At 68.9% G+C, this 25,186-nt stretch carries 16 protein-coding genes; 8 read left to right on the top strand and 8 right to left on the bottom strand.

The features are described 5' to 3' along the window. Positions 1-3 precede the first annotated feature (3 nt). Positions 4-1,935: a cytochrome c oxidase assembly protein gene (locus ABZ345_RS33840; protein WP_359857886.1), complete on the top strand. Its 1,932-nt coding sequence runs from the start codon at positions 4-6 to the stop codon at positions 1,933-1,935. Here the strand turns inward: ABZ345_RS33840 and ABZ345_RS33845 are convergent. The 3 genes from ABZ345_RS33845 to ABZ345_RS33855 are packed head-to-tail and all read right to left on the bottom strand — an operon-like array spanning position 1,932 to position 4,270. After that, on the bottom strand, positions 1,932-2,729 hold the full coding sequence (locus ABZ345_RS33845; RefSeq protein ID WP_359857888.1) for an ABC transporter permease: 798 nt from the start codon (positions 2,727-2,729) through the stop codon (positions 1,932-1,934). The genes ABZ345_RS33840 and ABZ345_RS33845 overlap by 4 nt on opposite strands. A 10-nt stretch (positions 2,730-2,739) precedes the next feature. After that, a complete protein-coding gene (locus ABZ345_RS33850) occupies positions 2,740-3,663 on the bottom strand; it encodes an ATP-binding cassette domain-containing protein (RefSeq protein ID WP_359857891.1) in 924 nt (307 codons plus the stop codon). After that, the gene (locus tag ABZ345_RS33855) at positions 3,656-4,270 is read right to left on the bottom strand and encodes a TetR family transcriptional regulator (RefSeq protein WP_359857893.1); all 615 of its coding nucleotides are present in this window, start codon (positions 4,268-4,270) and stop codon (positions 3,656-3,658) included. Before ABZ345_RS33855 ends, ABZ345_RS33850 begins: the two co-directional genes overlap by 8 nt. Before the next feature lie 254 nt (positions 4,271-4,524). Between ABZ345_RS33855 and ssb the strand changes: the two genes are divergently transcribed. From ssb to ABZ345_RS33875, 4 genes are all read left to right on the top strand, one after another. Continuing rightward, entirely contained in the window at positions 4,525-4,920 is a 396-nt protein-coding gene (gene ssb, locus ABZ345_RS33860) for a single-stranded DNA-binding protein (protein WP_359857895.1), read from the top strand. Between the two features lie 284 nt (positions 4,921-5,204). Next, on the top strand, positions 5,205-6,881 hold the full coding sequence (ettA, locus tag ABZ345_RS33865; RefSeq protein WP_359857897.1) for an energy-dependent translational throttle protein EttA: 1,677 nt from the start codon (positions 5,205-5,207) through the stop codon (positions 6,879-6,881). A gap of 18 nt (positions 6,882-6,899) precedes the next feature. Continuing rightward, positions 6,900-10,970, top strand: a complete 4,071-nt coding sequence (locus ABZ345_RS33870) for a hypothetical protein (protein ID WP_359857900.1) — start codon at positions 6,900-6,902, stop codon at positions 10,968-10,970. A gap of 349 nt (positions 10,971-11,319) precedes the next feature. Then, a complete protein-coding gene (locus ABZ345_RS33875; RefSeq protein WP_359857903.1) occupies positions 11,320-16,263 on the top strand; it encodes an NAD-glutamate dehydrogenase in 4,944 nt (1,647 codons plus the stop codon). On the opposite strand, the gene ABZ345_RS33880 is transcribed toward ABZ345_RS33875, so the two are convergent. After that, positions 16,256-16,780 carry a DUF2975 domain-containing protein gene (locus tag ABZ345_RS33880; RefSeq protein WP_359857906.1) on the bottom strand — a complete coding sequence of 175 codons (525 nt, stop codon included), beginning with the start codon at positions 16,778-16,780 and terminating at the stop codon, positions 16,256-16,258. The genes ABZ345_RS33875 and ABZ345_RS33880 overlap by 8 nt on opposite strands. Before the next feature lie 358 nt (positions 16,781-17,138). Here ABZ345_RS33880 and ABZ345_RS33885 point away from each other — a divergent pair, with 358 nt between their 5' ends. From ABZ345_RS33885 to ABZ345_RS33895, 3 genes are all read left to right on the top strand, one after another. Next, entirely contained in the window at positions 17,139-17,570 is a 432-nt protein-coding gene (locus ABZ345_RS33885; RefSeq protein WP_359857909.1) for a thioesterase family protein, read from the top strand. Next, positions 17,563-18,189 (top strand): hypothetical protein, encoded by a 627-nt coding sequence (locus ABZ345_RS33890; protein WP_359858119.1) that lies wholly within the window; start codon positions 17,563-17,565, stop codon positions 18,187-18,189. Before ABZ345_RS33885 ends, ABZ345_RS33890 begins: the two co-directional genes overlap by 8 nt. A gap of 270 nt (positions 18,190-18,459) precedes the next feature. Next, on the top strand, positions 18,460-19,581 hold the full coding sequence (locus ABZ345_RS33895) for a low temperature requirement protein A (RefSeq protein ID WP_359857912.1): 1,122 nt from the start codon (positions 18,460-18,462) through the stop codon (positions 19,579-19,581). 383 nt (positions 19,582-19,964) lie between these two features. Here ABZ345_RS33895 and ABZ345_RS33900 read toward each other — a convergent pair whose 3' ends face one another. The 4 genes from ABZ345_RS33900 to ABZ345_RS33915 all read right to left on the bottom strand — a co-directional run bounded on the left by ABZ345_RS33900 (position 19,965) and on the right by ABZ345_RS33915 (position 25,145). After that, positions 19,965-21,557 carry a glycoside hydrolase family 13 protein gene (locus tag ABZ345_RS33900; protein ID WP_359857915.1) on the bottom strand — a complete coding sequence of 531 codons (1,593 nt, stop codon included), beginning with the start codon at positions 21,555-21,557 and terminating at the stop codon, positions 19,965-19,967. Between the two features lie 57 nt (positions 21,558-21,614). Continuing rightward, positions 21,615-21,998: a globin gene (locus ABZ345_RS33905; protein WP_359857918.1), complete on the bottom strand. Its 384-nt coding sequence runs from the start codon at positions 21,996-21,998 to the stop codon at positions 21,615-21,617. A 127-nt stretch (positions 21,999-22,125) separates the two neighbouring features. Continuing rightward, on the bottom strand, positions 22,126-23,028 hold the full coding sequence (locus tag ABZ345_RS33910) for a mechanosensitive ion channel family protein (RefSeq protein WP_359857921.1): 903 nt from the start codon (positions 23,026-23,028) through the stop codon (positions 22,126-22,128). Positions 23,029-23,051: 23 nt separating this feature from the next. After that, a complete protein-coding gene (locus tag ABZ345_RS33915; RefSeq protein WP_359857924.1) occupies positions 23,052-25,145 on the bottom strand; it encodes a prolyl oligopeptidase family serine peptidase in 2,094 nt (697 codons plus the stop codon). Positions 25,146-25,186 lie beyond the last annotated feature (41 nt).

Here is a 25,186-nt window from a genome sequence, read left to right on the forward strand (position 1 = left end):
GACGTGGCAATCGAACGCTCCACCAGAACGGGATTGGTGCCCCTAGTCGTCATCGGGTTCGCGGTGGCGGCATTCGTCGCCGTCGCGTTCAGCGCGCTTTCACGCAATCCTCCGGTGGGGCTGCAGATCGTGCGCGTGCTGACCGAGACAGGCGCAGTGGTGACCATCGGCTCGTTGCTGCTGGCGGCGTTCCTCGTGCCACCGCAGAAGTCCGGCACCCTCGCAGCCGACGGTTACGCCGCGATGCGCACAGCCGGGTGGTTCGCGCTCGTGTGGCTCGCGGGCACCGTGCTCTCCGTGCCGTTCACCACAGCGGCCGCGATCGACCGGCCGGTCAGCTCGTTCAGCTTCAGCCAGATGATCGCGACGGCGATGGTGGTGGAGCAGTCGAAGGCGTGGCTGCTGACGGCGATCATCGTCGCGTTGCTCGCGTTGAGCTGCCGTCTGGTGCTGACGTGGGGATGGACGACTGTCCTGCTGTTCCTGGCCATCTTCGCGTTGGTGCCAGTCGCGGTCACCGGTCACTCGTCGTCGGGTGGCTCGCACGACATGGCGACGAACAGCCTGTTGTTCCACCTCATCGCCGCTGTGTTGTGGGTGGGTGGCCTCATCGCGTTGCTCGCGCACAGCAGGCGTGGTGGCGCACATCTGCCGCTGGCCGCGACGAGGTTCTCGAAGCTGGCACTGGTCTGCTGGATCGTGATGGCCGTCTCAGGTGTGGTCAACGCGCTCGTGCGCATCACACCGACTGACCTCGTGACGTCGACCTACGGCTGGCTGACGCTCGGCAAACTGGCCTGTCTGCTGCTGCTCGGCGTGTTCGGCTACTTCCAGCGCGAACGCGGCGTGAAGGGCGTGGCCGACGGGAAGCCGCACGCGTTGCTCAAGCTCGCCGGCCTCGAAGTGCTGCTGATGATGTTCACGATCGGCCTGGCCGTGGCGCTGGCTCGCACGCCTCCTCCCGGCGGCAGCTTCGAACTGCCCAGCCGCACGGAGCTCGCCATCGGCTACGACCTCGACGGGCCGCCCACGTTCGCACGCATCCTGTTCGACTGGCGCTTCGACCTGATCTACGGCACTGCGGCACTCGCTCTGGCCGTGCTCTACGTGGTGGGTGTGCGCAGGCTCGTCAAGCGCGGTGACAAGTGGCCGGTCGGTCGCACGGTCGCGTGGTTGTGCGGGTGTTTCTCTCTCTTGTTTGCCACATCGTCGGGCATGGGCCGGTACTCGCCGGCGATGTTCAGCATCCACATGGAAGCGCACATGGTGCTTTCGATGCTGACGCCGATCCTGTTCGTCCTGGGTGGACCGGTCACGCTGGCGTTGCGCGCGTTGCCGGTCAACAAGGAAGTGCCTGGGCCGCGAGAGTGGGTGCTGGCCTTCGTGCACTCACCGGTCGCGCGGGTGTTGACGAACCCCTTCGTGGCGCTGGGGTTGTTCGTCGGTTCGTTCTACGCCCTGTACTTCTCGGGGCTGTTCGAGGCCGCGCTGCCGTTCCACTGGGCGCACCTCGCGATGAACGCCCACTTCATCCTCGCCGGCTACGTCTTCTACTGGCCCGTGATCGGCATCGACCCCTCACCGAACAAGCTGCCGCCGCTCGGGCGGTTGGGGCTGTTGTTCGCGTCGATCCCGTTCCACGCGTTCTTCGGCATCGTGCTGATGAGCTCTCAGACGGTCATCGGCGAGCAGTTCTACCGCGGGCTCGCGTTGCCGTGGGTGCAGAACCTGCTGGAGGACCAGCGACTCGGCGGCGGCATCGCGTGGGCGGCGGGGGAGATCCCGCTGCTGGTGGTCATGGTCGCCCTGCTCACGCAGTGGGCGCGGCAGGACGGCCGTGACGCGAAGCGGTACGACCGCAAGGCCGACGCCGATGGGGGCGCCGACCTCGAGGCCTACAACGCGATGCTCCGGAAGATGGCCGGTAAGGACTAGATCGACAGCGGGCGGCGGAATCCGCGGACCGCGAAGAACGCTCCGATGACGGCGATCGCGCCGCTCGTGACCAGCGCGCCGGCCACTCCGGTGACGGGGTGGGCCAGTGCCAGGCTGCGGGCGGCGTCGACCGCGTAGGTCAGCGGGTTGATCTTCGCGATCGTCTGCAGCCAGCCCGGCAGGCCGCCCACCGGCACGAACGCGCTGGACGCGAACATCAGCGGGAACATCGCCAGGAAGCCGACGGTCTGCATCAGCTCGGCCTTGCGCACCCAGGCGGCGATCGCGATGAACACCCAGCTCAGCGCCCATCCGACGACCAGGGCGAGGCCGAGCGCGGCGAGCGTGCCGAGCATGCCGCCGTCGGGACGGAACCCGAACACCAGCACGCCGAACGCGATCATCAGCACGAGCTGGAACGCCGTGCGCACCGCGTCGGAGAGGTTGCGTGCCAACAGAACCGTGCTCGGCCTGATGGGCAGCGAACGGAACCGTGCGAGCACACCGTTCGACATGTCCTGCACGAGTCCGATGCCGGACGCGAGAGAGGACTGCATCGCGGTGTTCACGAGGATCGCGGGCAGCAGGTAGTCGATGTAGCTCATGCCCGGCGGGAAGTTCGCCGTGCCTGTGATGCTGCCGAAGATCTGGCTGAACAGCGTCAGCATGATCAACGGCTGCAGCACGCTGAAGAACACGAGTGCGGGCGTGCGCAGCAAGGCTCTGAGTGAACGGCCGGTCAGCACCAGAACTTGGGTCGGGTAGCTGCTGCCGTTCCAGGTCAAGGTCGCCATGGTTGTCCCCCTAGTTCGCGGCGAGAGTGAGGTAGACGTCGTCCAAGGTGGGCTCGGCGAGGCCGATTTCGTGCGCCTCCAAGCCGTTGTCGTCCAACGCGCGCACGACCGTCGCAAGGTCGCGTGACGCGCTGACGGGCGTGGTGAGCGTGAGCCCCTCGGCGACTGGGTGGAGGCCCACCGCGCCGATCGCCTTCAGCGCGATGTCCACTTCGGACACCGTGTCGAGGGTGACGGTCACCGTGCGCTGGCCGACCTGGGCCTTGAGCTCGGAGCTGGTGCCGGACGCGACGACCTTGCCGTGGGACAGCACGGTGATCGTGTCGGCGAGCCGGTCGGCCTCGTCCAGGTACTGCGTCGTGAGCAGGACGGTGGTGCCGTCCGCGGCGAGCTTCTCGACGATCTCCCACATCGCCAGGCGGCTGGCCGGGTCGAGGCCGGTGGTCGGCTCGTCCAGGAACAGCACCTCGGGATTGCCGACCAGGGACGCGGCCAGGTCGAGCCGGCGCCGCATGCCGCCGGAGTAGGTCTTGGCGTTGCGCTTGGCGGCGTCGGTGAGGTCGAACTGCTCGAGCAGGTCGTCCGCGCGCTGGTGGGCCTGCTTGCGGCTGGCGCCCAGCAGGCGGGCGATGAGCACGAGGTTGTCGTGGCCGCTGAGCTGCTCGTCGACGGCGGCGAACTGGCCGGTCAGGCCGATGCGCCTGCGGACCTCGTGGCTCTGCTTCGAGACGTCGAAGCCGGCGATCCGCGCGCTGCCGTCGGACAGCGGCAGCATCGTGGTGAGGATGTTGATCAGCGTGGTCTTGCCGGCGCCGTTGTGGCCCAGCAGGCCGAGAACGGAACCCTTCTTCGCGGTGACGCTCACGCCGTCGAGGGCGTTCACGTCACCGAACTTCTTGCTCACGTTCGTTGCTTCGATCATGAACTCAGACATCTGCTCCCCCTGATTTGAGTGCTCCGTGCAGGAACAGTTCGACGAGCTGTGCCGGTTCGACGGTCGTCTCGCCGAAACCCTTGCCCTGCAGGCGGTTGGTGAAGACGAAACCGAGCAGCAGGCGGGCGGCGTGCTCATGGCTGGTGCGCAGGTCCGCGTCGCCGAACAGCTCGGCGATCGCGTTCGAAACGCGCTGCATGCCCGCCGGTGGGCCCTTGTGCTTCTCGTGGTCCTCCTGGCTCGGCTGGTAACCGGACTCGCGCAGGGCGCCCATGACGCTCCACATCCGGTCGAGGTAGCCGGTCACCGTGCCGGTCGCCTCCACGAGCCGCTGCTCGATCGGCAGGTCGGTGGACACCGCTTCGATGCGGGCCACCTCGTCGTCGGCGAGCAACGCGCGCTGGATGACCGCGCCGAGCAGCTCGGCCTTGTCCTTGAAGACGCGGAACACCGTGCCTTCCGCGATCCCCGCCGCGGCGGCGATCTGGCTGGTGGTGACGTTCGCGCCGTCCTTCACGACGAGCGGCAGCGTGGCCTGGACGATCGCTTCGCGGCGGTCTTCCGGGCTCATCGCGGGGGCGCGGCGGCGGCGTGGTTCCTCTGACACGTCCGCAACTGTATGAGTGAGTCCTCACTCATGTCAATGAGTGGGCGCTCACTCATTCGTCCGGGCTCGAGCGCCGCACTAGCACACGCCACCGACAATTCCGCGGTCCGAGGTGCTCCAAGATCGCGACCTGTCCACAACCCGCGAGTAATCCACAGATCCCCCGCGACCCGCTTCCCACCCCCGCCTCCCGGAGCAACCTGGACCAGCACACCCGCGACCTGGAGGCGAGCCCGATGTCCTGGAATTCCACCGTGATCACCGTTGTTGGCACTGTTACCGGCGACATCACGTACAAGCACGGCGAGGACGGCAAGACGAACGCGTTCTTCCGCATCGTGTCGACCGAGCGCCGCTACAACACGTCGATGGGCGACTGGGAGGACGGCGAGACGCTCTGGTTCGGCGTGTCGTGCTGGCGAAAACTCGCCGACAGCGTCAAGACCACGCTGTCCAAAGGTGATCCCGTGATCGTCCAGGGCAAGCTCCGTATGCGGCACTACGAGAAGGACGACGTGAAGAAGACGGCGTTCAACGTCGACGCGCTGCACGTTGGACTGGATCTGAGTCGTGTGCAGTCACTCGGCTCGTCCCCGGTCGTTGAACCGCGGGTCGGTGAGGATCTCGCCGAAGAGGCGATCCCGTTCTGACTACCCCGTTCTGACACGGACTTGCGCCGTTCGGGGCAAACGAGCCCCGGGAGTTCGGGAACCCACCCGATCCGGCAGCGCCGCCGGTGAAGATGTACGCACTGCGAATCACGAAGGAGGGAAGCTCGTAGATCGGGGCCGCTGAGGCCCGGTCGCCGAGAGTCGTTCACGTTCGAACGGAACGGGCTGGTCACCGAGTCGCGTGACGCTCGATCCGGGGGTGGACGGCTGCTTGTCGGCGACCGAGGTCAGGAGCCTCTGAGCGCCGCTCTACGATCGCCGCCATGGCCGAGTTCATCTACACCATGAAAAAGGTGCGCAAGGCGCACGGTGACAAGGTCATCCTCGATGACGTCACGATCATGTTCTACCCCGGCGCGAAGATCGGTGTGGTCGGTCCCAACGGCGCCGGCAAGTCGAGCGTGCTCAAGATCATGGCGGGGTTGGACACGCCCAACAACGGTGAGGCCTACCTGTCTCCCGGTTACACCGTGGGCATCCTGCAGCAGGAGCCGCCGCTCAACGAGGAGAAGACCGTCCTCGGCAACGTCCAGGAGGGCCTGGGCGAGATCAAGGTGAAGCTCGACCGCTTCAACGAGATCGCCGAGCTGATGGCGACCGACTACTCCGACGAGCTGATGGAGGAGATGGGCAAGCTCCAGGAGGATCTGGACCACGCGAACGCGTGGGACATCGACTCCCAGCTGGAGCAGGCGATGGACGCGCTGCGCTGCCCGCCGCCGGACGCCGACGTCACCAAGCTCTCCGGTGGTGAGCGCCGCCGCGTCGCGCTGTGCAAGCTGCTGCTGAGCAAGCCCGACCTGCTGCTGCTCGACGAGCCCACCAACCACCTGGACGCGGAGAGCGTCCTGTGGCTGGAGCAGCACCTCGCGCAGTACACCGGCGCCGTGCTCGCCGTGACCCACGACAGGTACTTCCTGGACAACCTGGCCGAGTGGATCCTCGAGATCGACCGCGGCCGGACCCACCCGTACGAGGGCAACTACTCCACCTACCTGGAGAAGAAGGCCGAGCGTCTCGCGGTCCAGGGCAAGAAGGACCAGAAGCTGCAGAAGCGCCTCAAGGACGAGCTGGACTGGGTGCGTTCCGGCGCCAAGGCCCGCCAGGCCAAGTCCAAGGCGCGTCTCGATCGCTACGAGGAGATGGCGGCCGAGGCGGAGAAGACCCGCAAGCTCGACTTCGAGGAGATCCAGATCCCGCCGGGCCCGCGTCTGGGCAGCGTCGTGGTCGAGGTCGACAAGCTGAAGAAGGGCTTCGGCGACCGCGTGCTGATCGACGGGCTGTCGTTCACGTTGCCGCGCAACGGCATCGTGGGCGTCATCGGCCCGAACGGCGTCGGCAAGACGACGTTGTTCAAGACCATCGTCGGTCTCGAGCAGCCGGACGCCGGTGGTGTGAAGGTCGGCGAGACGGTCCTGCTGTCGTACGTCGACCAGAACCGCGGTGGCATCGACCCGAAGAAGAACGTGTGGGAGGTCGTGTCCGGCGGACTCGACTACATCCACGTCGGCAACGTCGAGATGCCGTCGCGCGCGTACGTCAGCGCGTTCGGTTTCAAGGGCCCGGACCAGCAGAAGCCCGCGGGCGTGCTGTCCGGTGGTGAGCGCAACCGCCTGAACCTCGCGCTCACGCTCAAGCTCGGCGGCAACCTGATCCTGCTGGACGAGCCGACCAACGACCTGGACGTCGAGACCCTGGGCTCGCTGGAGAACGCTCTCGAGCAGTTCCCCGGCTGTGCCGTCGTGATCTCCCACGACCGGTGGTTCCTCGACCGCGTCGCCACGCACATCCTCGCGTGGGAAGGCACGGACGAGGACCCGTCGAAGTGGTACTGGTTCGAGGGCAACTTCGAGGGCTACGAGAAGAACAAGCTCGAGCGCCTGGGTGCCGAGGCGGCCCGTCCGCACCGTGTCACGTACCGCAAGCTGACACGGGACTGAGAGGGCAACGGCGACGTCGTGGCGGCGAGGGGCGAGACGCAGGCGAACGTCGAGGTGAGCACGCTGGTCGTGCCCGCCTGGCGGCTGCGTTGGCGGGCACCGGAGCTTGCTCTGGTGCTCGGTGAGCGCGCGGTCGCGCTCGCCTCCACCCGCCGCGACGAAGCCGACCGGCTCCGCGCCGAGTCGCTGGTGGTCTTCGCGGGCAACCGCGTGGGCCGCGGCGTCCGCATCGCGGACCGGGCGATCGACGCGCTGAAGGCGGCCGAGACCGCCGGTGAGCACGAGACCGCGTGGCTGCTGCGGGTGGAGCTCGCGGCGTGCGCGCGGTCCGTGGGCGCACCGCTGACGGGCTTCGCCGCGGTGACGCCCGTGCTGGAAGCCCCGGACGTGCCCGCGGAACTGCGAGCCTCGGCTCTGGTGCAGGCCAGTGAATGCCTCGTCACGGTCGGCCGGGGCGACGAGCCCACCCAGGCTCTCGCCGAGGCGGACCAGCTCTACGTCGCCGACACGACCCTCGACGACGACACCCGCCTGCTGCTGCGCGGCCTGATCCGCGCGGTGCAGGCGGCCCAGCACCGCCGCTGGGGCGACATCGCCGCCGCCATCGGTGCCGCCCGCGAAGGCCTCGACCTGCTCAGCCGGTTCACCGATCCGTCGGCGGACAGCGGCCAGGCCATGGGCCGTCTCACGCTGGAACTGGTGCTGGCGTTGATGGACGCCAACCGCCTGCTCGACGCGAGCGAGGTCGGCACCCCGATGCTCGACCGCCCGGTGCGCGCCCCGTCGGCCTCCACCTCGGGTTGGCTGCGGGTGGCTCTCGCTACGCGCGTCCACCTTCCCGCGGGCCGGGTCGCACTGGCCCGCGAGATGCTGCGCGAGGCCGCGGCGAGCGCCGAACGCCACCAGCTCGACACGTTGCTGGCCGAAAGCCTGCTGGCGCTGGCGCACGTGCACGAGGTGTCCGGCGAGCTGGCCGAGGCGCTGACGAACCTGCGCTCCGCCCACGCCGCCGAACGCCGCCGCGCTCGCGCCGTCTACGCGGTGCGCGCCAGGCTCGCGGCCGAGTTCTCCGGCGTCCACCGCCAGCCCGCGGGCCTGCACCAGCAGCTGGCGAGCCTGCTCCGCCCGGCCGAGGGCATGCAGATGGTGACCGACGGCGTCCTGTCCGCCGCTTTGAAGCAACAGCTCCGCACGTGGCGCCCGGTCCAGGTCCGCAAGGGCGATGGCCTGAAGGTCAAGCGCGTCCGCAGAGCTGCCGAAGACATGACCGTGGAGGGTTTGTCCGCGGCACGCCAGCACGCCGCCGAGAGGTGGCGCACGGTCCAGCCGTTCGGCGAACCCGATGACAAGACTCCGGAACCCTTGGAACCCCCACCGCCTCCCGTGCCTTCTTCTCCCTCCGACCGCACAGTCCCGGCCTCGGGCCTGATCGCCTCCGCGGGCGCCATGGTGAGCGGCCGCCGCCGCGCGGCCCGAGTGGCCGCGGGCGAGATCGACGACGACCAGCCGACCCCGCTCGCGGAGTCTCCCGCTCCCGAGCAGCCACCAGGCGAGCCGCTGAGCCCGGAACTGGAACGCAAGCGCAAGGTCGAAGAGCAGCTCATGGAGCTGCAGCGCGAGGCCCGCCGCCAGATCGAGGCGGAACGCCAGGCCCGCGCAGATCAACGCGCCCAAGCCGAACGCGAAGCGGCCGAAGAGGCAGCCCGCCAGGCCGCAGCCCGCGAGGAAGCCGCACGCCAGGAGGTCGCACGGCAGGAAGCGGCCCGCCAGGAGGCCGCCCGCCAAGAGGCCGAGCGCCAGGAAGCCGCTCGTCAGGAGGCTGTCCGTCTGGAGGCCGCTCGCCAGGAAGCCGCGGCCCGTGAAGCCCTGGCCCGCGAGGAAGCGGCCCGTCGGGAAGCCGCAGCCCGCGAGGACGCCTCCCCGTCCCAGCCGGAAAGCGTCCTGGACATGCTCAAGGCCCAAGGCCTCAGAGCAGGCGGCCGCCGCCGAGCCCCGGACGCCGCTGCCGACACCCCGTCGTGGCGGGTGGAACCCCCGTCCCGCCCGCGCGAGGACGAGCCCACCCCGGAACCCCGGACCTTCCTCGGCGACCACCCGGACGCCCCGAACTACTTCGCCGACCCGAACACCCAGGACGGCTCGTCCCGCTCGGGCCTGGCAGCAGCGTTCTCGCGCCCTCCGGCGGCCCCGGACTTCGGCCCCCACCTGGACGACCCGCCTCCGGCCTACCCGCTCCAGACACCGGCCCAGGGCTTCCCGGCCACCCCGGCCGGCACCGACGAGCGCTCTCTCCCCGAACGCGATTACACGACCTTCGACTTCAACGCCTCCCAGTGGTCCACGGCGTCAGTTCCGTCCCCAGAGCGCCCGGTGCCAGAGCGCCCATCCCCGGAGCGCCCGGCTCCCGAACCGGACCCGGAGCAGAAGCCGCTCCCACCGATCCCGGACCCGGTCCCGTCGGTGCCCACCCCGGACGAGATCCCGCAACCCCAGGAACCGGACCTGCTCTCCAGCTCGTTCTTGAGCTCCGCGGACGTGGAGCCGGACGACGACATCGCGAACCTCCCCACCGGCCCGGTCCGCATCGACCAGAGCACCACCGGACAGCCGGGATTCGGCACGCCGACCGGTCCGGGGACCGAGCAGGGCTCCAGTGCCCAGCCGAGTTTCGGCACCCAGAGCTTCGGCACTCAGCCGACGTTCGGAACGCAGACCAGCTTCGGAACCCAGAACTTCGGAACCCAGCCCACCTTCGGCGCCCAGACGGGCTTCGGCACCCAGTCCGCCCCGTCCGAGGACTCTGCTCCGGCCGCCGACACCGACCAGCCCACCCGGCCAGATCCCGCCGGCTGGGCCAACTTCGAGATCGGCCCGGACTTCGACGTCGATCCCATCGTGAGGATGTCGACGGCTCCGGCAACCACCGACCAGCCCACCCCGGACGCCGGACTCGACTCAGCGACGGCTGTTGTCCCTGGAGTTGGCTCGACGGGCTTCGATTCGGCTGGCTTCGACTCGGCTGGGTCGGCGGACTCCGGTGCGGGGTCCGACTCGGCCGCCCAGGCCGAGTCGACGCCGCAGTACGACTTCTTCGCCACCGAGTCCGAGCCGGCGGCCCGAGCGGAATCCACCGCGCAGTTCGGCGTCGCCGAGACCGAGCCGGGCCTGGTCACGCCGACCGATGCCGAGCCGGCAGCCACCGAGTCGGCGACCACCGAGTCCAAGGACGAGGCCGGCACCCGTACCGGCCGTCCGAGCAGCCGCCGCAAGCCGAGCGACCTGAGCCTCGCCGACCTGCTCGCGGAAGCACTGGTCGCCTACGAAACCGGTCGCCGCTCAGATGAGGAGCAGTTCGAAGCCGCCGACCTGACCACCCCGGAATGGTCGGCGACCGAAGCCGAACAGCCGTCCAGTCCGGACTCGCAGCTCACCCCCGGCCAGCCGTTCGGTTCGCCGCAGCCAGCGGCGGCCGAAACCCAGTCGGGCGCGGACTCTCTCTTTCGGCCAGGTGAGTCCTTCGGTTCTCAGGGGATGTCAGCCGCGGAAGCCCAGCCCAGCGCGGACTCGCTGTTCGCGCCTGGGCAGGCTTTCGGTTCCCAGCAGCCCGCTGCCGGGCCCCAGGCCGGCGTTGACTCCCTGTTCGGGCCGAGCCAGCCCTCCAGCAGCCAGCAGCCAGCAGACTCCCTGTTCCAGCCAGGTGCGTCGGCAGGAGAAGCCCAGCCGGGCACCGACTCGCTGTTCCGGCCAGGCCAGCCCTTCGGCTCGCCGCAGCTCCCGGAAAGCCAGTCGAGTTCGGCCTTCACCACCGGACCGTCGTTCGGATCGGACCGCCCCGCCACCGAGCCCGCTTCGGAAGCGAAGCACTCGGCGTCCTACTTCCTCCCGGACCAGCCCTTCGCCCAGCCCCCAGCCCAGCCTTCTGCGGAGCCGGCCCACCCCGGCTTCGGGCAGCCGAGCGCACCGGAGTCCGAGCAGGAGAAGACCGGACCGATCGTTCCCGTCGGCGCCGCGCCGGACAGCGAGACCACCGGCCCGATCCGTCCCGTCCTGCCGGACGGCCCCGCCGGCTGGACGTTGCCAGGTGCGTGACGGTGGTCAGCGCCACACCTCAAGCCTTGCCCAACCCACCCGCGCGGGCACCTGCCCCGAGCGCGGGTGAGGCGGTGGTTCCGCGGCCGGAACGACGTCGGGCCGGTGAGCGCTGGTATGGCGCGGAATCGGCCGGACGCGAGGTCTTACGCGGGGGCGGAGCTGGGCGATGTCCCTCGCGCGCCCACGATGCGAAATGTGTTGGAGCCACTGATGATGTGACTCGATTCAGCCCACGATTCAGTGGTCCGTCAGTGCCCCTCCCGTTGCCGGTGACGGCCGCCACCCCATCTAGGGTGGAGGCGGACCCGGCACACAGAGGTGCCGGATAGCGTGGAGTCGCCTGAAGATGACCTCGACTGGAGCCCCGACCCGTACCGACGACGCCTCCGCGGCCCCGACCGCGGACGGTGGCGCTCGACCGGCCAGTCCTGAGCAGGTCCGTGACGAGCTGATCGAACGGGCCGCCGCCAATGCCCCCGAACTCGCCGATCTGATCCGCCTCTTCTACCGGCACGTGCCCGCCGAGGAAGTCAACGACGACGACCCGGTGGACCTGGTCGGAGCGGTGCGGTCGAACTACCAGCTCGCCGAGAGCCGCGTTCCCGGACGCGCCGCGGTGCGCATCCTGAACCCGACACGGGCCACCGATGGGTGGCAGTGTCCGGTCACCGTGGTCCAGGTCGTGACGGACGACATGCCGTACCTCGTGGACTCGGTCGCGTCCGAGCTCACGCGTGGTGGCGTGCAGGTGCAACGCGTTGTGCACCCCATCGTCGTCGTGCGGCGTGACCCGGTGACGGGTGAGCGCACCGAGGTGCTGCCGACCGCCGACCCGGCCGACCCGCCCGCCGACGCGCTGGCCGAGTCGTGGATGAACGTCGAGGTCGACCTCATCACCGACGCCGATCGGGCGCGGGAGTTGGAGACCCGGCTGCAGACGGTGCTGACCGACGTCCGCGAGGTCGTCGAGGACACCGACCGCATGACCACCACGGCGATTCAGCTCGCCGAGGAGCTCGAGAAGGACTCGTCCGAGGCCACCACGGACGCCGCGAAGCTCCTCAAGTGGCTCGCGGACGGGCACTTCACGTTCATGGGCTACCGGCAGTACGAGCTGGTGCAGGAGGACGGCGAGCCCGCGCTGCGGGCCGTGCTCGCGAGTGGTCTCGGCGTGCTGCGCCAGGACAGCCTCGCGGCGCGCAGCCTCACCGCTGGGCCGGACAACGGCGCGCAGGCGCTCAGCCCCGACCTGCTGGTGCTCACCCAGGCGAGCGCGCAGAGCAGCGTGCACCGCAGCGTCTACCCCTACTACGTGGGCGTGAAGACGTTCGACGCCGAGGGCAACGTCTCCGGCGAGCACCGGTTCCTGGGCATCTTCAGCACGACGGCGCTGCACGAGGACGTGCTCGACATCCCCGTGATCGAGCGCCGGGTGCGCGACGTGATCCACCGCGCCGGCTTCCCGCTGCAGTCCTACTCGGGGCAGCGGATGCTCGAGGTGATCCAGAACTACCCGCGCACCGAGCTGTTCTCGGTCGACGGCGACACGCTGTACCAGACAACGACGGGTGTCATCGCCCTCGCGGAACGGCGCAGGCTGCGGCTGTTCCTGCGCCGCGACCCGTACGGTCGTTTCTTCTCGTGCCTGGTCTACCTGCCGCGCGACCGCTACACGACGACGAGCCGCCTCGCGATGCAGGAGGTGTTGCTCGCCGAGCTCGGCGGCCTGAACCTCGAGTACAGCGCGCGCGTCGGTGAGTCCGCGCTGGCTCGTGTGCACTTCATGGTCCACACGGACCCGGCGCGCACGTTGGTGCCGGACACCAACGCCATCCAGCAGAAACTCGCCGAGGCCGTCCGCAGCTGGGACGACCGCATGGTCGAGGCCGTCGGCGGCGACTTCGGCGAGCTCGGTGCCGAGTCGGCCACGGAGCAGGGTCAGCGGTTCGCCGCGGTCTTCCCCGAGGCCTACAAGGAGGACTTCCACGCCGCCACGGGTCTCGAGGACTACCGGCGCATCGAGGCGCTGGTCGAGGGCGACCTCGACATGGTCTTCTACGTGCCCGAGGACGCCGAACCGGGGGAGCGGCGGTTCAAGCTGTTCCTGACCGGCGACGGCATCACGCTGTCCGACGTGCTGCCGATGCTGCAGCGCATGGGCGTGATCGTGGTCGACGAGCGGCCGTACGAGATCACCCGCGAAGACGGCGTGAAGTGCTGGATCTACGACTTCGGCCTGCGCATCGACCAGAAGTCGCTCTCCCAGCTGTCGGAGTCCGACCTGGAGAACGTGCGCGTGCGTTTCCAGGACGCGTTCGCCGCCGTCTGGCGCGGTGAGGCCGAGATCGACCGCTTCAACTCGCTGGTGCTGCAGGGCGGGCTCACCTGGCAGCAGGCCGCGATGCTGCGCGCGTACGCGAAGTACCTGCGGCAGGCGGGCACGCCGTACTCGCAGGACTACATCGAGGACGCGGTGCTCGGCCACACCAGCGTGGCGATCGCGCTGGTCGCGTTGTTCGAGGCCCGGTTCGACCCGCGCCTCGACGAGGCCACGCGTGCCGACCGCACCGAGACGATGGTCACCGAGACCGGCAAGCTGATCGACGACGTGACGAGCCTCGACGCGGACCGGATCCTGCGCAGCCTGCTCACGCTGATCAACGCCACGCTGCGGACGAACTACTTCTTCCGCGACGCCGACGGCAACGCCCGGCCGTACCTGTCGGTCAAGCTCGACCCGCAGGCGATCCCGGACCTGCCCGCTCCGCGGCCGAAGTTCGAGATCTTCGTCTATTCGCCGCGGGTCGAGGGCGTGCACCTGCGCTTCGGCAGCGTCGCGCGTGGTGGCCTGCGCTGGTCGGACCGCCGCGAGGACTTCCGCACGGAGGTGCTCGGCCTGGTCAAGGCGCAGGCGGTCAAGAACGCGGTGATCGTGCCGGTCGGCGCCAAGGGCGGCTTCGTCGTCAAGCGCCCGATCCCGGCGACCGGCGACCCCGGCATCGACCGCGAGAACTTCATGTCCGAGGGCATCGCCTGCTACAAGATGTTCATCTCGGGCCTGCTCGACCTCACCGACAACCTGATCAACAACGAGGTCGTGCCCGCACCGCAGGTCGTGCGCTACGACGGCGACGACACGTACCTGGTCGTGGCCGCGGACAAGGGCACCGCGACGTTCTCGGACATCGCGAACGGTGTGTCGCAGAGCTACGGCTTCTGGCTGGGCGACGCGTTCGCCTCCGGTGGGTCGATCGGCTACGACCACAAGGCCATGGGCATCACGGCCAAGGGCGCGTGGGAGAGCGTGAAGCGCTCGTTCCGCGAGCTCGGGGTGGACACGCAGACCGAGGAGTTCACCGTCGTCGGCATCGGCGACATGTCCGGTGACGTGTTCGGCAACGGCATGATGCTGTCCGAGCACATCCGGCTCGTGGCCGCGTTCGACCACCGGCACATCTTCATCGACCCGAACCCGGTCGCGGACACCTCGTTCGCCGAGCGCGTGCGGTTGTTCAACGTCCCGCGCTCGTCGTGGGACGACTACGACCGCTCGCTGATCAGCGAGGGCGGCGGCATCTTCCCGCTGACCGCCAAGTCGATCCCGATCTCCGAGCAGGCCCGCGTCGCGCTCGGGCTGCCCGAAGGCGTCGAGAAGCTGTCGCCGCCGGAGCTGAAGAAGGCGATCCTGCTCGCGCCGGTCGACCTGCTCTGGAACGGCGGAATCGGCACCTACGTCAAGGCGTCGACCGAGTCGCACACCGACGTCGGTGACAAGGCGAACGACTCGATCCGCGTCGACGGCAACGAGCTGCGCGTCAAGGTCGTCGGTGAGGGCGGCAACCTGGGCCTGACCCAGCGAGGTCGCATCGAGTTCGCGCGCAAGGGCGGCAAGGTCAACACCGACGCGCTCGACAACTCCGCCGGTGTCGACTGCTCCGACCACGAAGTCAACATCAAGATCCTGCTGGACCACCTGGTCCGGGAGGGCTCGGTGGAGCAGCAGCAGCGCAACGAGGTCCTCGCCGAGATGACCGACGAGGTCGGCGAGCTCGTGCTGGCCGACAACTACTCGCAGAACAACGTCCTCGGCGTCAGCCGGGCGCACGCCGCGCCGATGCTGTCGGTGCATGCGCGTCTCACGGCCGATCTCGAAGCTCGCGGAGCTCTCAACCGCAAGCTGGAAGCGTTGCCGAGCGCCGCGGAGTTCAAGGCGCTGGAGAAGCAGGGCGAGGGCCTCACCTCGCCGGAGCTCGCCACGCTGCTCGCGTTCACCAAGCTCACGCTGAAGGAAGAGCTGCTCGCGAGCGACATCCCGACGATCGACACGTTCAAGAACAAGCTGCCGGACTACTTCCCCAGCCTGCTGCGCGAACGTTTCGGCACGGCCATCCCGAACCACCCGCTGGCGAGGCAGATCATCACCACGGTGGTCGTCAACGAGGTGGTCGACGGCGGCGGCATCTCCTACGCTTTCCGCCTGGCCGAGGAGATGAGCGCGTCGGCGACCGACGCGGTGCGCTCCTACGCCGTGGTCACCGAGGTCTTCGACCTGCCGGCGATCTGGCGCGAGATCGAGGCGCTGGACAACGTGGTGCCGACGGCCGTCCAGGACAACATGGTCCTGGAGACCCGCCGCCTGCTGGACCGCGCGTCCCGCTGGCTGCTGTCGAACCGCCCGCAGCCGCTCGCGGTGGGCTCGACGATCAACCGCTTCCGCGGCGTGGTCGAGGAGCTCAGCCCGCACGCCTTCGACCTGTTGCAGGGCAAGGAGTACGACGTCGTCGCGGGCAAGGCGGAAAGGTACGTCGAGCAGGGCGTCCCGGCCGAACTCGCCCGCAAGGTCGCCGCGCTGCTCTACATGTACGGCCTGCTGGACGTCACCGAGATCGCCGAGCTGGCCGAACGCGAGTTCGGCCCGACCGGCGGCGCGGGCCCGGAGCGCACGCACCGGGAGACGGCCGAGGTGTACTTCGCGCTGTCCGACCACCTCGACATCGACCACATGCTCGACTCGGTGACGAGCCTGGAGCGCGGCAACCGCTGGCACGCCCTGGCCCGACTGGCTCTGCGCGACGACTTCTACTCGTCGCTGCGCGCCATCTCCATCGACGTGCTGAGGGCGAGCGACGAGGGCGACACGGCGAGCGAGAAGATCGCCAAGTGGGAGCAGGCCAACGCCTCCCGTCTGGCTCGCTCGCGCGGTGCGCTGGACGAGATCAACCGGGTCCACCAGCTGGACCTGGCCACCCTGTCCGTCGCCGCACGCCAGGTGCGGAGCATGGTCAGGTAGTGCTCGAAGCTGGAGCAGGTCGCCTGGCCTGCTCCAGCTCCGCACGCTCGACGATCGCGTCACGGTGCCAGGACCGCGCGAGCAGGAACGTCAACGCGACAACGACCGCTCCGATCGTGGCGGAAATGCTCGCCATCCACAGGCCGAGGACCTCCGTGCCGTCCGACTGCGTGGGGATGTCCGCATCGAGGACATAGGCGCACAGCGAGCCGAGCACCACGGTCCCGGCGGCGACAGCGCCGACCGCGAGGTTCGTCCACCTGAGTGCGCCAGGCTCGAACAGGGTGTGTGCGCCGGTGCGGTGCAGCACTCCTCCCAGCGCCACCGCCAGCAGTTGGAGGCACGCGACGAAGACGATCGCGAACGTCACGAGCGGCACCCGCACGGACTCGTAGGGCGGGAAGGACGCGACTACGTCCGCCGCCGTCGTTGGGATCACCACGACCTGCGCGTACAGCCCGCCGAGGAACGCGACGGCGAGCAGGGCCTGCGGAACGATCACGAGCGCGCGGTACATGGATCGAGTATCGAGAGCTGGATATCGACTTTCAATCGGCTGGCGTGGAGGTCCTGTGAAGGTTCGCGCCACGCGCGCCACCGGCTCGCAGTGCATGCCGGCCGAGTTGTCCACAGGCCTGAGTTGTCCACAGGTTTCGGGAGCGCCGGGAACCGAATGCGGCTTTCGTTCGTTGCGTCAGGAGGAATCGCGCGGGGGGAGCGTGTGCACAGCGACAGCCACGGCCGTCCTGCTCACACCACCCATCCGTTCTGCTCGGCCCGTCTGCTCGGCTTCGGTGCCTATACCGGAACTGATCCACGCCAATCCGAGCGGGACTCGCTCGTAACGCGGGCGTCGCGCTGGGTAGGGTCCCTGCATGGGTGTCTTCGTCACTGGTGTGCGACCGCGATGGTCGGACATGGATGCGTTCGGCCACGTCAACCACGCGAACACGGTGACGTTGCTGGAAGAGGCCCGGATCGAGCTGCTGTTCACCGAGGCTGCCCGCCACGGGGTGAAGGAGATGGCCGAGGGGATGGTCGTGGCGAAGCTCTTCGTCGACTACCTCGCGCCGATCGTGTTCACCGGCGAGGACATCGTCGTCGAGATGTCGGTGCGGGAGCTCAAGTCCGCGTCGTTCACGCTCGACTACGTGGTGCGCGGCAGCCGGGAGGCGGACAGCCCCGTGGTCACCAGGGCGGAGACGCTCATGGTGCCCTACAACGTGACCACCGCGCGGCCGCGTCGTCTCATCGACGCCGAGCGCGACTTCCTCGCCGGGTGGCGAGCAGGGGGTAATGGTGCCTGAGCTGGTGCTGGCCGACTCGGCCGAGAGAGACGACCTCGGGGCGTTCGCCGCGCGTGCGGTGAGGCTGGAGGCGCAGTCCGTGGTGCGGCTGCGCAACCGCAACTCCGAGTTGCTGGACGCGTGGGTCGCCACGCCGTTCGACACGCTCGCGACGCGAACCGTTGCGGGACAGGCGAACCCGGCCGACGTCACGGTGTCGGGCTCGGAGTTGCTGACGGGCCTCGCGGTGATGCGCGACGAACGCATCGACCCCGGCCCGGCCAAGGACCTGATGTGGCGCACGGCCCTGCCTCCCATGGAGGGCTGGCTCATGGTCGACCTGCTGCCCGTCGAGGTCGTGGCGAAGCTCGCCGACGAGGGGGTGGCCGTGGCGCGGGAGAACACCGGCCCGCAAGGCACGCCGCCCGCCTCGTTGCTCGACCAGACGGTGCTCACGGTCAGCGGGTCCGGGTTGGACGTGAAGATCCCGCTGCGGTGCCTGTTCGCGTTGTCGGGCATGGGTTTCCTCGGCGACGACGGCGAGGTGCGGGTGACGGCGACCGACTCGTGGCTGCGGATCGACGCCAAGTTCGGCGCAGTGGTCCGGCGCCGGCACTCGATGTTGCCGCTGATCGTCTGAACGAGGCCGACCTGGGATCTGGTCAGGTTCGCGCGCTGATCGTCTGAGTGAGGCTGACCGGAGTCTGGCCAGGTTCGCGCGCTGATCGTCCGAACGACGCCGACCTGGTGTCTGGCCAGGTTCGCGGCCTGATCGTCTGCGCGAGGCTGACCGAAGTTCGGTCCAGGTTCGCGCTGATCTTCCGAACCACGCCGACCTGGAGTTTGGTCCAGGTTCGCGCTTGGAGAATTCGGGGCGCCGTAAGCGGATGCGCGTGGCACGATGTCGCGCGTGTCCGCCGAAACGCACGAAACACACGAGGAGACCGAGTACCGCGTCTCGACGCTGGAACTCTTCTTCGACCTCGTCTTCGTCTTCACGATCACCCAGCTGACCAGCACGCTGGCCGACGACACGTCGCCGCTCGGGTTCGCGCAGGTCGTGATCATGCTGTTCGTGATCCTCTGGATGTACTTCGGGTACGTCTGGCTCACGAACTCCGTCCCGCCGAGCACCACCGCGCGGCGGTTGCTGCTCATGGCCGGCATGGGCGGGTTCCTGGTGATCGCGCTGGCGATCCCCAACGCGTTCGGCGCCGCCGGGGTCGCGTTCGGCATCGGGTACCTGATCGTGAACCTGGTGCACTCCGGCCTGTTCATCTCGGCGGGCGGACCGGGCTCGGCGGCGGCGATGGCGCGGCTGGCGCCGTTCAACCTCGGGTCGGCGGGTCTGGTGTTCGTCGGAGGCTTCCTGCCGAGCACCTGGCGCGCGGCGGCGTGGACCGCGGCGGTGGTGCTCATGATCGTGTCGCCTTACGTGAACCGGCGCCACGGCGAGTTCCGGATCAGGTCGGCGCACTTCGTGGAGCGGCACGGCCTGGTCGTCATCGTGGCGCTCGGCGAGTCGGTCATCGCGATCGGCATCGGCGCGGCGGGGCTGCCGCTCAACCTGCAGCTGGTCGTGGCCGCGCTGCTCGGCCTCGCGCTCGTCTACCAGCTCTGGTGGTGCTACTTCGGCCGCGAGCAGGACCTGCGCGCCGAGCACAGCCTGGCGAGCATGACGCCGTCCGACCGGGCCCGCGCGGCACTGTCGGCGTTCGGCTGGGCCCACGCACCGATCCTGCTCGGCATCGTCGTGGTGGCGGTCGGCGTGAAGAAGACGATCGGGCACGCCACCGAGCACCTCCACCTCAGCGGAGCGCTGGCGCTGGGCGGCGGCGCGGCGATCTTCCTCGTCGGCGAGATCTACTTCCGCTACCAGATGAAGATCGGCAGCAACAAGTGGCGCACCATCGCCGCGATCGCCGCGCTGGCGACGGTGCCGGTCGGGCTGTGGCTGGCCATCGCCCAGGTCGCGGCGCTCGTCGCCGTCTTCGGCGCCTTGTTGGCGGTCGAAGCCAAGCGAGAAGCCTGACGCGGACGCGGACCAAGCGACGAGCCCGGACCAAGCGACAAGCCCGGACCAAGCGACAAGCCTGACGCACGCGGACCAAGCTGCAAGCCTGATGCGCACGCTGACGCAGGGGTACCCCCGTGCTGGGATCCCCTACATCTCAACGTACTCAGCTGGTCTGACAGTTTTCGGGCTACAGCGTGCGGGTGGCCTCGTTCAGACCGCGGTGGGCTGCCCGTGATGCCACAACGACCAGGGCGGACACGTCCAACGTGTCCGCCCTGGTCACGCGTGGCTGGTGCCGGGACCGCACGCTGACGCAGGGGGTCCCCTCGAGCTGGGAACCCCTGCGTTTCAACGTACTCAGAGGGTCTGACAGTCCGTTCAGGCCAGCCAGAGACCGCTCAGACCAGCCACACCGCGGTGTCCGGAGGCAGCTGGTCGCCGTCCATCGGACCAGACGACAGCAGCACCTGACCCGGAGGCAGCGGCACGGACGCCCCGGACGTGTTCAGAGCGCAGATCAGGCCACCACCCTTGCGGCGGAACGCGAAGCAGCCCGCCGGGGCGCCGTACCACTCGAGCTCCTCGCCGGCGAACGACGCGTTGGACTTGCGGTGCTCCAGCGCCTCCCGGTACAGCGACAGCATCGAGCCGGGGTCCTCCAGCTGGGCTTCCGCCGTGAGGTGGTCCCACTCGTTCGGCTGCGGCAGCCAGGTGTTCACGGCCGTCGAGAACCCGAACGGCGGCGTGGTGCCCTCCCACGGGATCGGCACGCGGCAGCCGTCGCGGCCGCGCTCCGTGTGGCCGGAGCGCTCCCAGGTCGGGTCCTGCAGGGCCCAGTCCGGCAGCTCCACGTTCGGCAGGCCCAGCTCTTCGCCGTTGTAGAGGTAGATCACGCCCGGCAGCGCCAGCTCGACCAGCGTCATCGCGCGGGCACGCTGCTCGCCCTGCGCGCCGCCGCCGTAGCGCGTCACGTGACGCACGACGTCGTGGTTCGACAGCGTCCAGGTCGCGGGCGTGCCGCTCAAAGCCACTGCGCCCAGTGAGTGCTCGATGGCCGTGCGGACGGCGTCGGCGTCGAAGCCGGCCTCGACCAGGCGGAAGTTGAAGCCCAGGTGCAGCTCGTCGGGGCGGACGTAGGCGGCGAAGCGCTCGTCGTCCTTCACCCAGATCTCGCCTACGGCCATGGTGCCGGGGTAGCCGTCCATGACCTTGCGGATCATGCGGTGGATCTCGTGCACGCCGTCGTTGTCGAAGCGCGGGTCGTGGACGTCGTCGGACAGCACACCCGGCACCTGGACCTGGATCTCCATGTCCGGCAGGCCCTCGGGCTTGGCCATGCCGTGCGCCACGTCGATGCGGAAGCCGTCGACACCGCGGTCCAGCCAGAACCGCAGCGTGTGCTCCAGGTCGGCGCGGACCTCCGGGTGGTCCCAGTTGAGGTCGGGCTGCTCCGGCGCGAACAGGTGCAGGTACCACTGGCCGTCGGGCACGCGGGTCCAGGCTGGGCCGCCGAAGACGGACACCCAGTTGTTCGGCGGCTGGGAGCCGTCGAAGCCCCGGCCCTCGCGGAAGATGTAGCGCGAGCGCTCCATGCTGTTCGGACCGGCCTGCAGAGCCTCCTGGAACCACTCGTGCAGGTCGCTCGTGTGGTTCGGGACCAGGTCGACGGTCACCCGGATGTTGTGCTCGTGCGCGTCCGCCACCAGCCGGTCGAACGCGGCCAGGTCGCCGAACAGCGGGTCGACGTCGCGCGGGTCTGCGACGTCGTAGCCGTGGTCGGCCATCGGCGAGCGGTAGAACGGGGTGAGCCACAGGGCGTCGACCCCGAGCAGCTCCAGGTAGCCGAGGCGGGACCGGATGCCGTCGAGGTCGCCCACGCCGTCGCCGTTGGAGTCGGCGAAGGAGCGCACGTAGACCTGGTAGAAGACGGCGTCACGCCACCAGGCGGACTCTTCGGCGATCTCGGGGGTGAGGTCGGAGGATCGTCGCACGGGGGGTCATCCTGCCTTACGTCTCGCTGCGAAAGGGCCCGATCGGGTGATGGGCGATCAAGACCAGGCGTTCATCAGGCTGTTCGCGGCCATCTCCAGGTACTCCCAGAGCTGCTTGCGGTGCGCGTCGTCGAGGCCTGCCTCGTCGACGGCGATCCGCATGCAGCGCAGCCATGCGTCGCGTTCGATCGGTCCGATCTTGAACGGCACGTGACGCATCCGCAGCCTCGGGTGGCCCCGGTTCTCCGAGTAGGTGTGGGGGCCGCCCCAGTACTGCATCAGGAACAGCCGCAGCCGTTCCTCCGCAGGTCCGAGGTCCTCTTCGGGGTACAGCGGGAGGAGGATCTCGTCGGCCTTCACCTCTTTGTAGAAGCGCGCGACGATGCGATGGAAGGTCTCCTCGCCACCGACCTGTTCGAAGAAGCTCACGGGGTTGCCCACACAACCATCCTGACTCACGCGAGCCACCGCGTGCAGGCCACCCCGGCTATTGGCTCCGCCACACAGGCGTGAGCTGGCGGTTCACCGGGATTGGCCCGTCTCGAATGGGTGTTCTAACTCACCCACCTCATTTGGCGGTGAAGCCTGCGTCCTCCAGCGCGGGCATGAGCTGCGCGCGCAGGTTGCGCTGGACCGCCCACTGGCGTCCTGGACGCGTCTTCACGGTGACCCGCAGGGTGATGTTCTCCGGCGTGAACTTCTCGACGCCGAGCACCTCGGGCTTGGCCGTGATGTCTGTCTTCAACGGCTCCATGTCGGCCACCTCGGCGACCGTGCGCTCCAGCACCTTGGTCGCCTCGGCGAGGTTCGCGCCGTAGCTCAGCGGCAGGTCGACGACCGCGACCGCGAAGCCCTGCGACGAGTTGCCGACGCGCAGGATCTCGCCGTTGCGGACGTACCAGACGGTGCCGCCGGTGTCGCGGATCGTGGTGGTGCGCAGCGCGACGGCCTCGACGGTGCCGGTGATCGACGGGCCGAGGTCCACGACGTCGCCGACGCCGTACTGGTCCTCGAGCAGCATGAACATGCCGGACAGGAAGTCCTTCACCAGGTTCTGGGCGCCGAAACCGATGGCGACACCCAGGATGCCCGCCGAGGTCAGCACCGGTGTGATGTCCAGGCCGACGACGATCATGATCTCCAGGAACGCTATTCCGAAGATCAGGATCGTGACGATGGACTTCAGCACCGAGCCGATCGTCTTCGCCCGCTGCTCGCGGCGCTCGGACACCAGGTTCCCGAGCGCCTGCGGAGCACGTTCGCGCAGGGGCTTGAGCAGGCCCGGCTTCTTGCCTTCCTTGCCGGGAGTGGTGATCCGGTCGATGACCTTGCGCAGCAGGGCCCTGATCACGAAGGCGGCGATCAGGATCACGATGATCTTGATCGCGCCCGCGAGGATCTGCGGCCCGTACTTCTCGAAGAACTCGATCGCCTGCGCGGTCTTGTTCGCGGCGTCATCCACGGGACTCATCGCCTGCACGTGGTCGTGCCCTCCTACAACTCCATGCCGGTGGCATTCGCGAGAAACGTCAGTTGGTCCACGGCGAGAGCAACGGTCCGGCTGACCGACCTGCCCGCGTGACCGACCTCGGTCTCGCGGCGGATCAGCACCGGGTGCTTGGTCGGATCACTTGACGAAGCGTGCTGCAGTGCCGCGCACATCTTCCTGGCGTGGTTGGGGTCCACACGAGAATCCGACTCGAACACCGTGAACAACACAGAAGGGTACTCAACGTCCGTTACCACTCGGTGATAAGGAGAGTAGGACAGCAGCCAGCCCAGCTCCTCGGAAACGCTTGCGCTGCCGTATTCCTCGGCCCACAGGCGCCCGAGCAGGAACTTCTCGTAGCGCACCATGTCGAGCAGTGGCGCTGAGCACACCACGGCCGCGTAGAGCTCCGGGCGTTGCGTCAAAGCGGCACCGACGAGCAGGCCGCCGTTCGAGCCGCCCATGATCGCCAACTGCTGCGGCGTGGTCCAGCCGTCGCGCACCAGGCGTTCAGCCGCGGCGTGGAAGTCGTCGAACACGTTCTGCTTGTTCGCACGCATGCCCGCGACGTGCCACTCCTCGCCTTCCTCATCGCCGCCGCGCAACGACACGTGCACCCACACGCCGCCCGCCTCGACCCACGCCAGCGTGGTCGCGCTGTAGCCGGGGCCGCGGCCGATCGCGAAGCCGCCGTAGCCGGTGAGCAGCGCGGGACGGGGCAGATCGGGCTTCTGCTCGCCGCTGACGACGAACATCCGGACCGTCGTGCCGTCCTTGGACGTGTACGCGATCTGCTGCGTCGTCACCGTCGGCAGCTCGACGCGGCCGGGAGCGGCCTCGTGCAGCACGGTCTCGCCGGTCGACTTCGTGAAGCGGAACACCGACTGCGGCGTCACGAAGTCCGTCCAGCCGAACCACAGCGTGTCCTGGTCGTGCCCGGTCTCAGCGTCCACAACGGACATGCCGTGCAGCGAACCCGTGCCGGGCAGCGGGATCTCCTGCTTGTGCGTGCCGTCCGCGTCGTGCAGGTGCAGTTCGGACACCGCGTGCCGGGTGCGCAACACGACGAGGTCGCCGTTCAGCCAGCGCACACCGTCCAGCACGGAGTCCGGCTCCTCGCTGATGAGCTCGGTCCACTCGGTGGGCTTCGCCGGGTCCGCGACGCACAGCCGGAACCGCGGCGCGTCCAGCGAGGTGTGCAGGTAGAGCTTGCCGTCACGGGCGACGAACGCCTCGCAGCGCACACCGGCGTCGGTGAGGATGATCGGCCTGAGCTCGCCGTCGCCGTGCAGGTCCGCGATCCACACCGAGTCGTGCCGCATCGTGCTGGGCGCGCCGTTGACGATCAGCCAGCGCCCGTCGTGCGACAGGTTCAGGCCGTAGTAGTAGGTGTGACCGAGGCCGTCGCCGTGCACGTTGAGGTCCGTGTCCGGGTTCGCGCCGACGCGGTGGCGCCACACGCGGCGGTGGAACAGCTTCTCGTCCTCGGGCAGCAGCGCCGGGTCGAGCTGGCGCACGTAGTAGAACTCCTCGCCTCCGGGCAGCCAGCCGATGGCGGAGTAGCGGCACCTGTCGATCGGGCCGTCGACGAGCTCGCCCGAGTCGACGTCGACGACGTGCAGCAGCGAGTGCTCGTTGCCGCCGATGGACACCTGGTACGCCAGGAGCCTGCCCTCGAGGCTCGGCGACCACGCGTCCAGAGTGGTCTTGCCGGACGGGTCGAGGACGCTCACGTCGAGCAGCACGCGTTCGGTGCCGTCGCTCTCCCGCACCATGACGACGGGGTGGTCCTGCTCGGGACCGCGGCGGGTGAAGAACGCCCTGCCCGCGCGCCAGGCCGGCGTGGACACCGACCCCGTGCGCATCAGCTCCTTCAACCGCTCGCCCAGGCGTGCGCGGCCGGGCATCGCGTCCAACCAGGAGCGTGCGAGCACGTCCTGCGCCTGCGACCACGACTCGGTGCGGGGATCGCTCGTGTCCTCGAGCCAGCGGTACGGATCGGCGATGTCACGACCGTGAATCCGCTCGGCGAGGTTTAGCCGCTCGGCGATCGGGTAGGTGATCGTCGCAGGCAGTGGAGTGCAAGGAGCCTCTGTCACCTTGTCAAGGGTAGCGGGCGATGAAAACCATCTCCGTTAGG

Origin of the sequence: Lentzea sp. NPDC005914 (assembly GCF_040629405.1) — a bacterium.
Classification (GTDB): Bacteria; Actinomycetota; Actinomycetes; order Mycobacteriales; family Pseudonocardiaceae; genus Lentzea.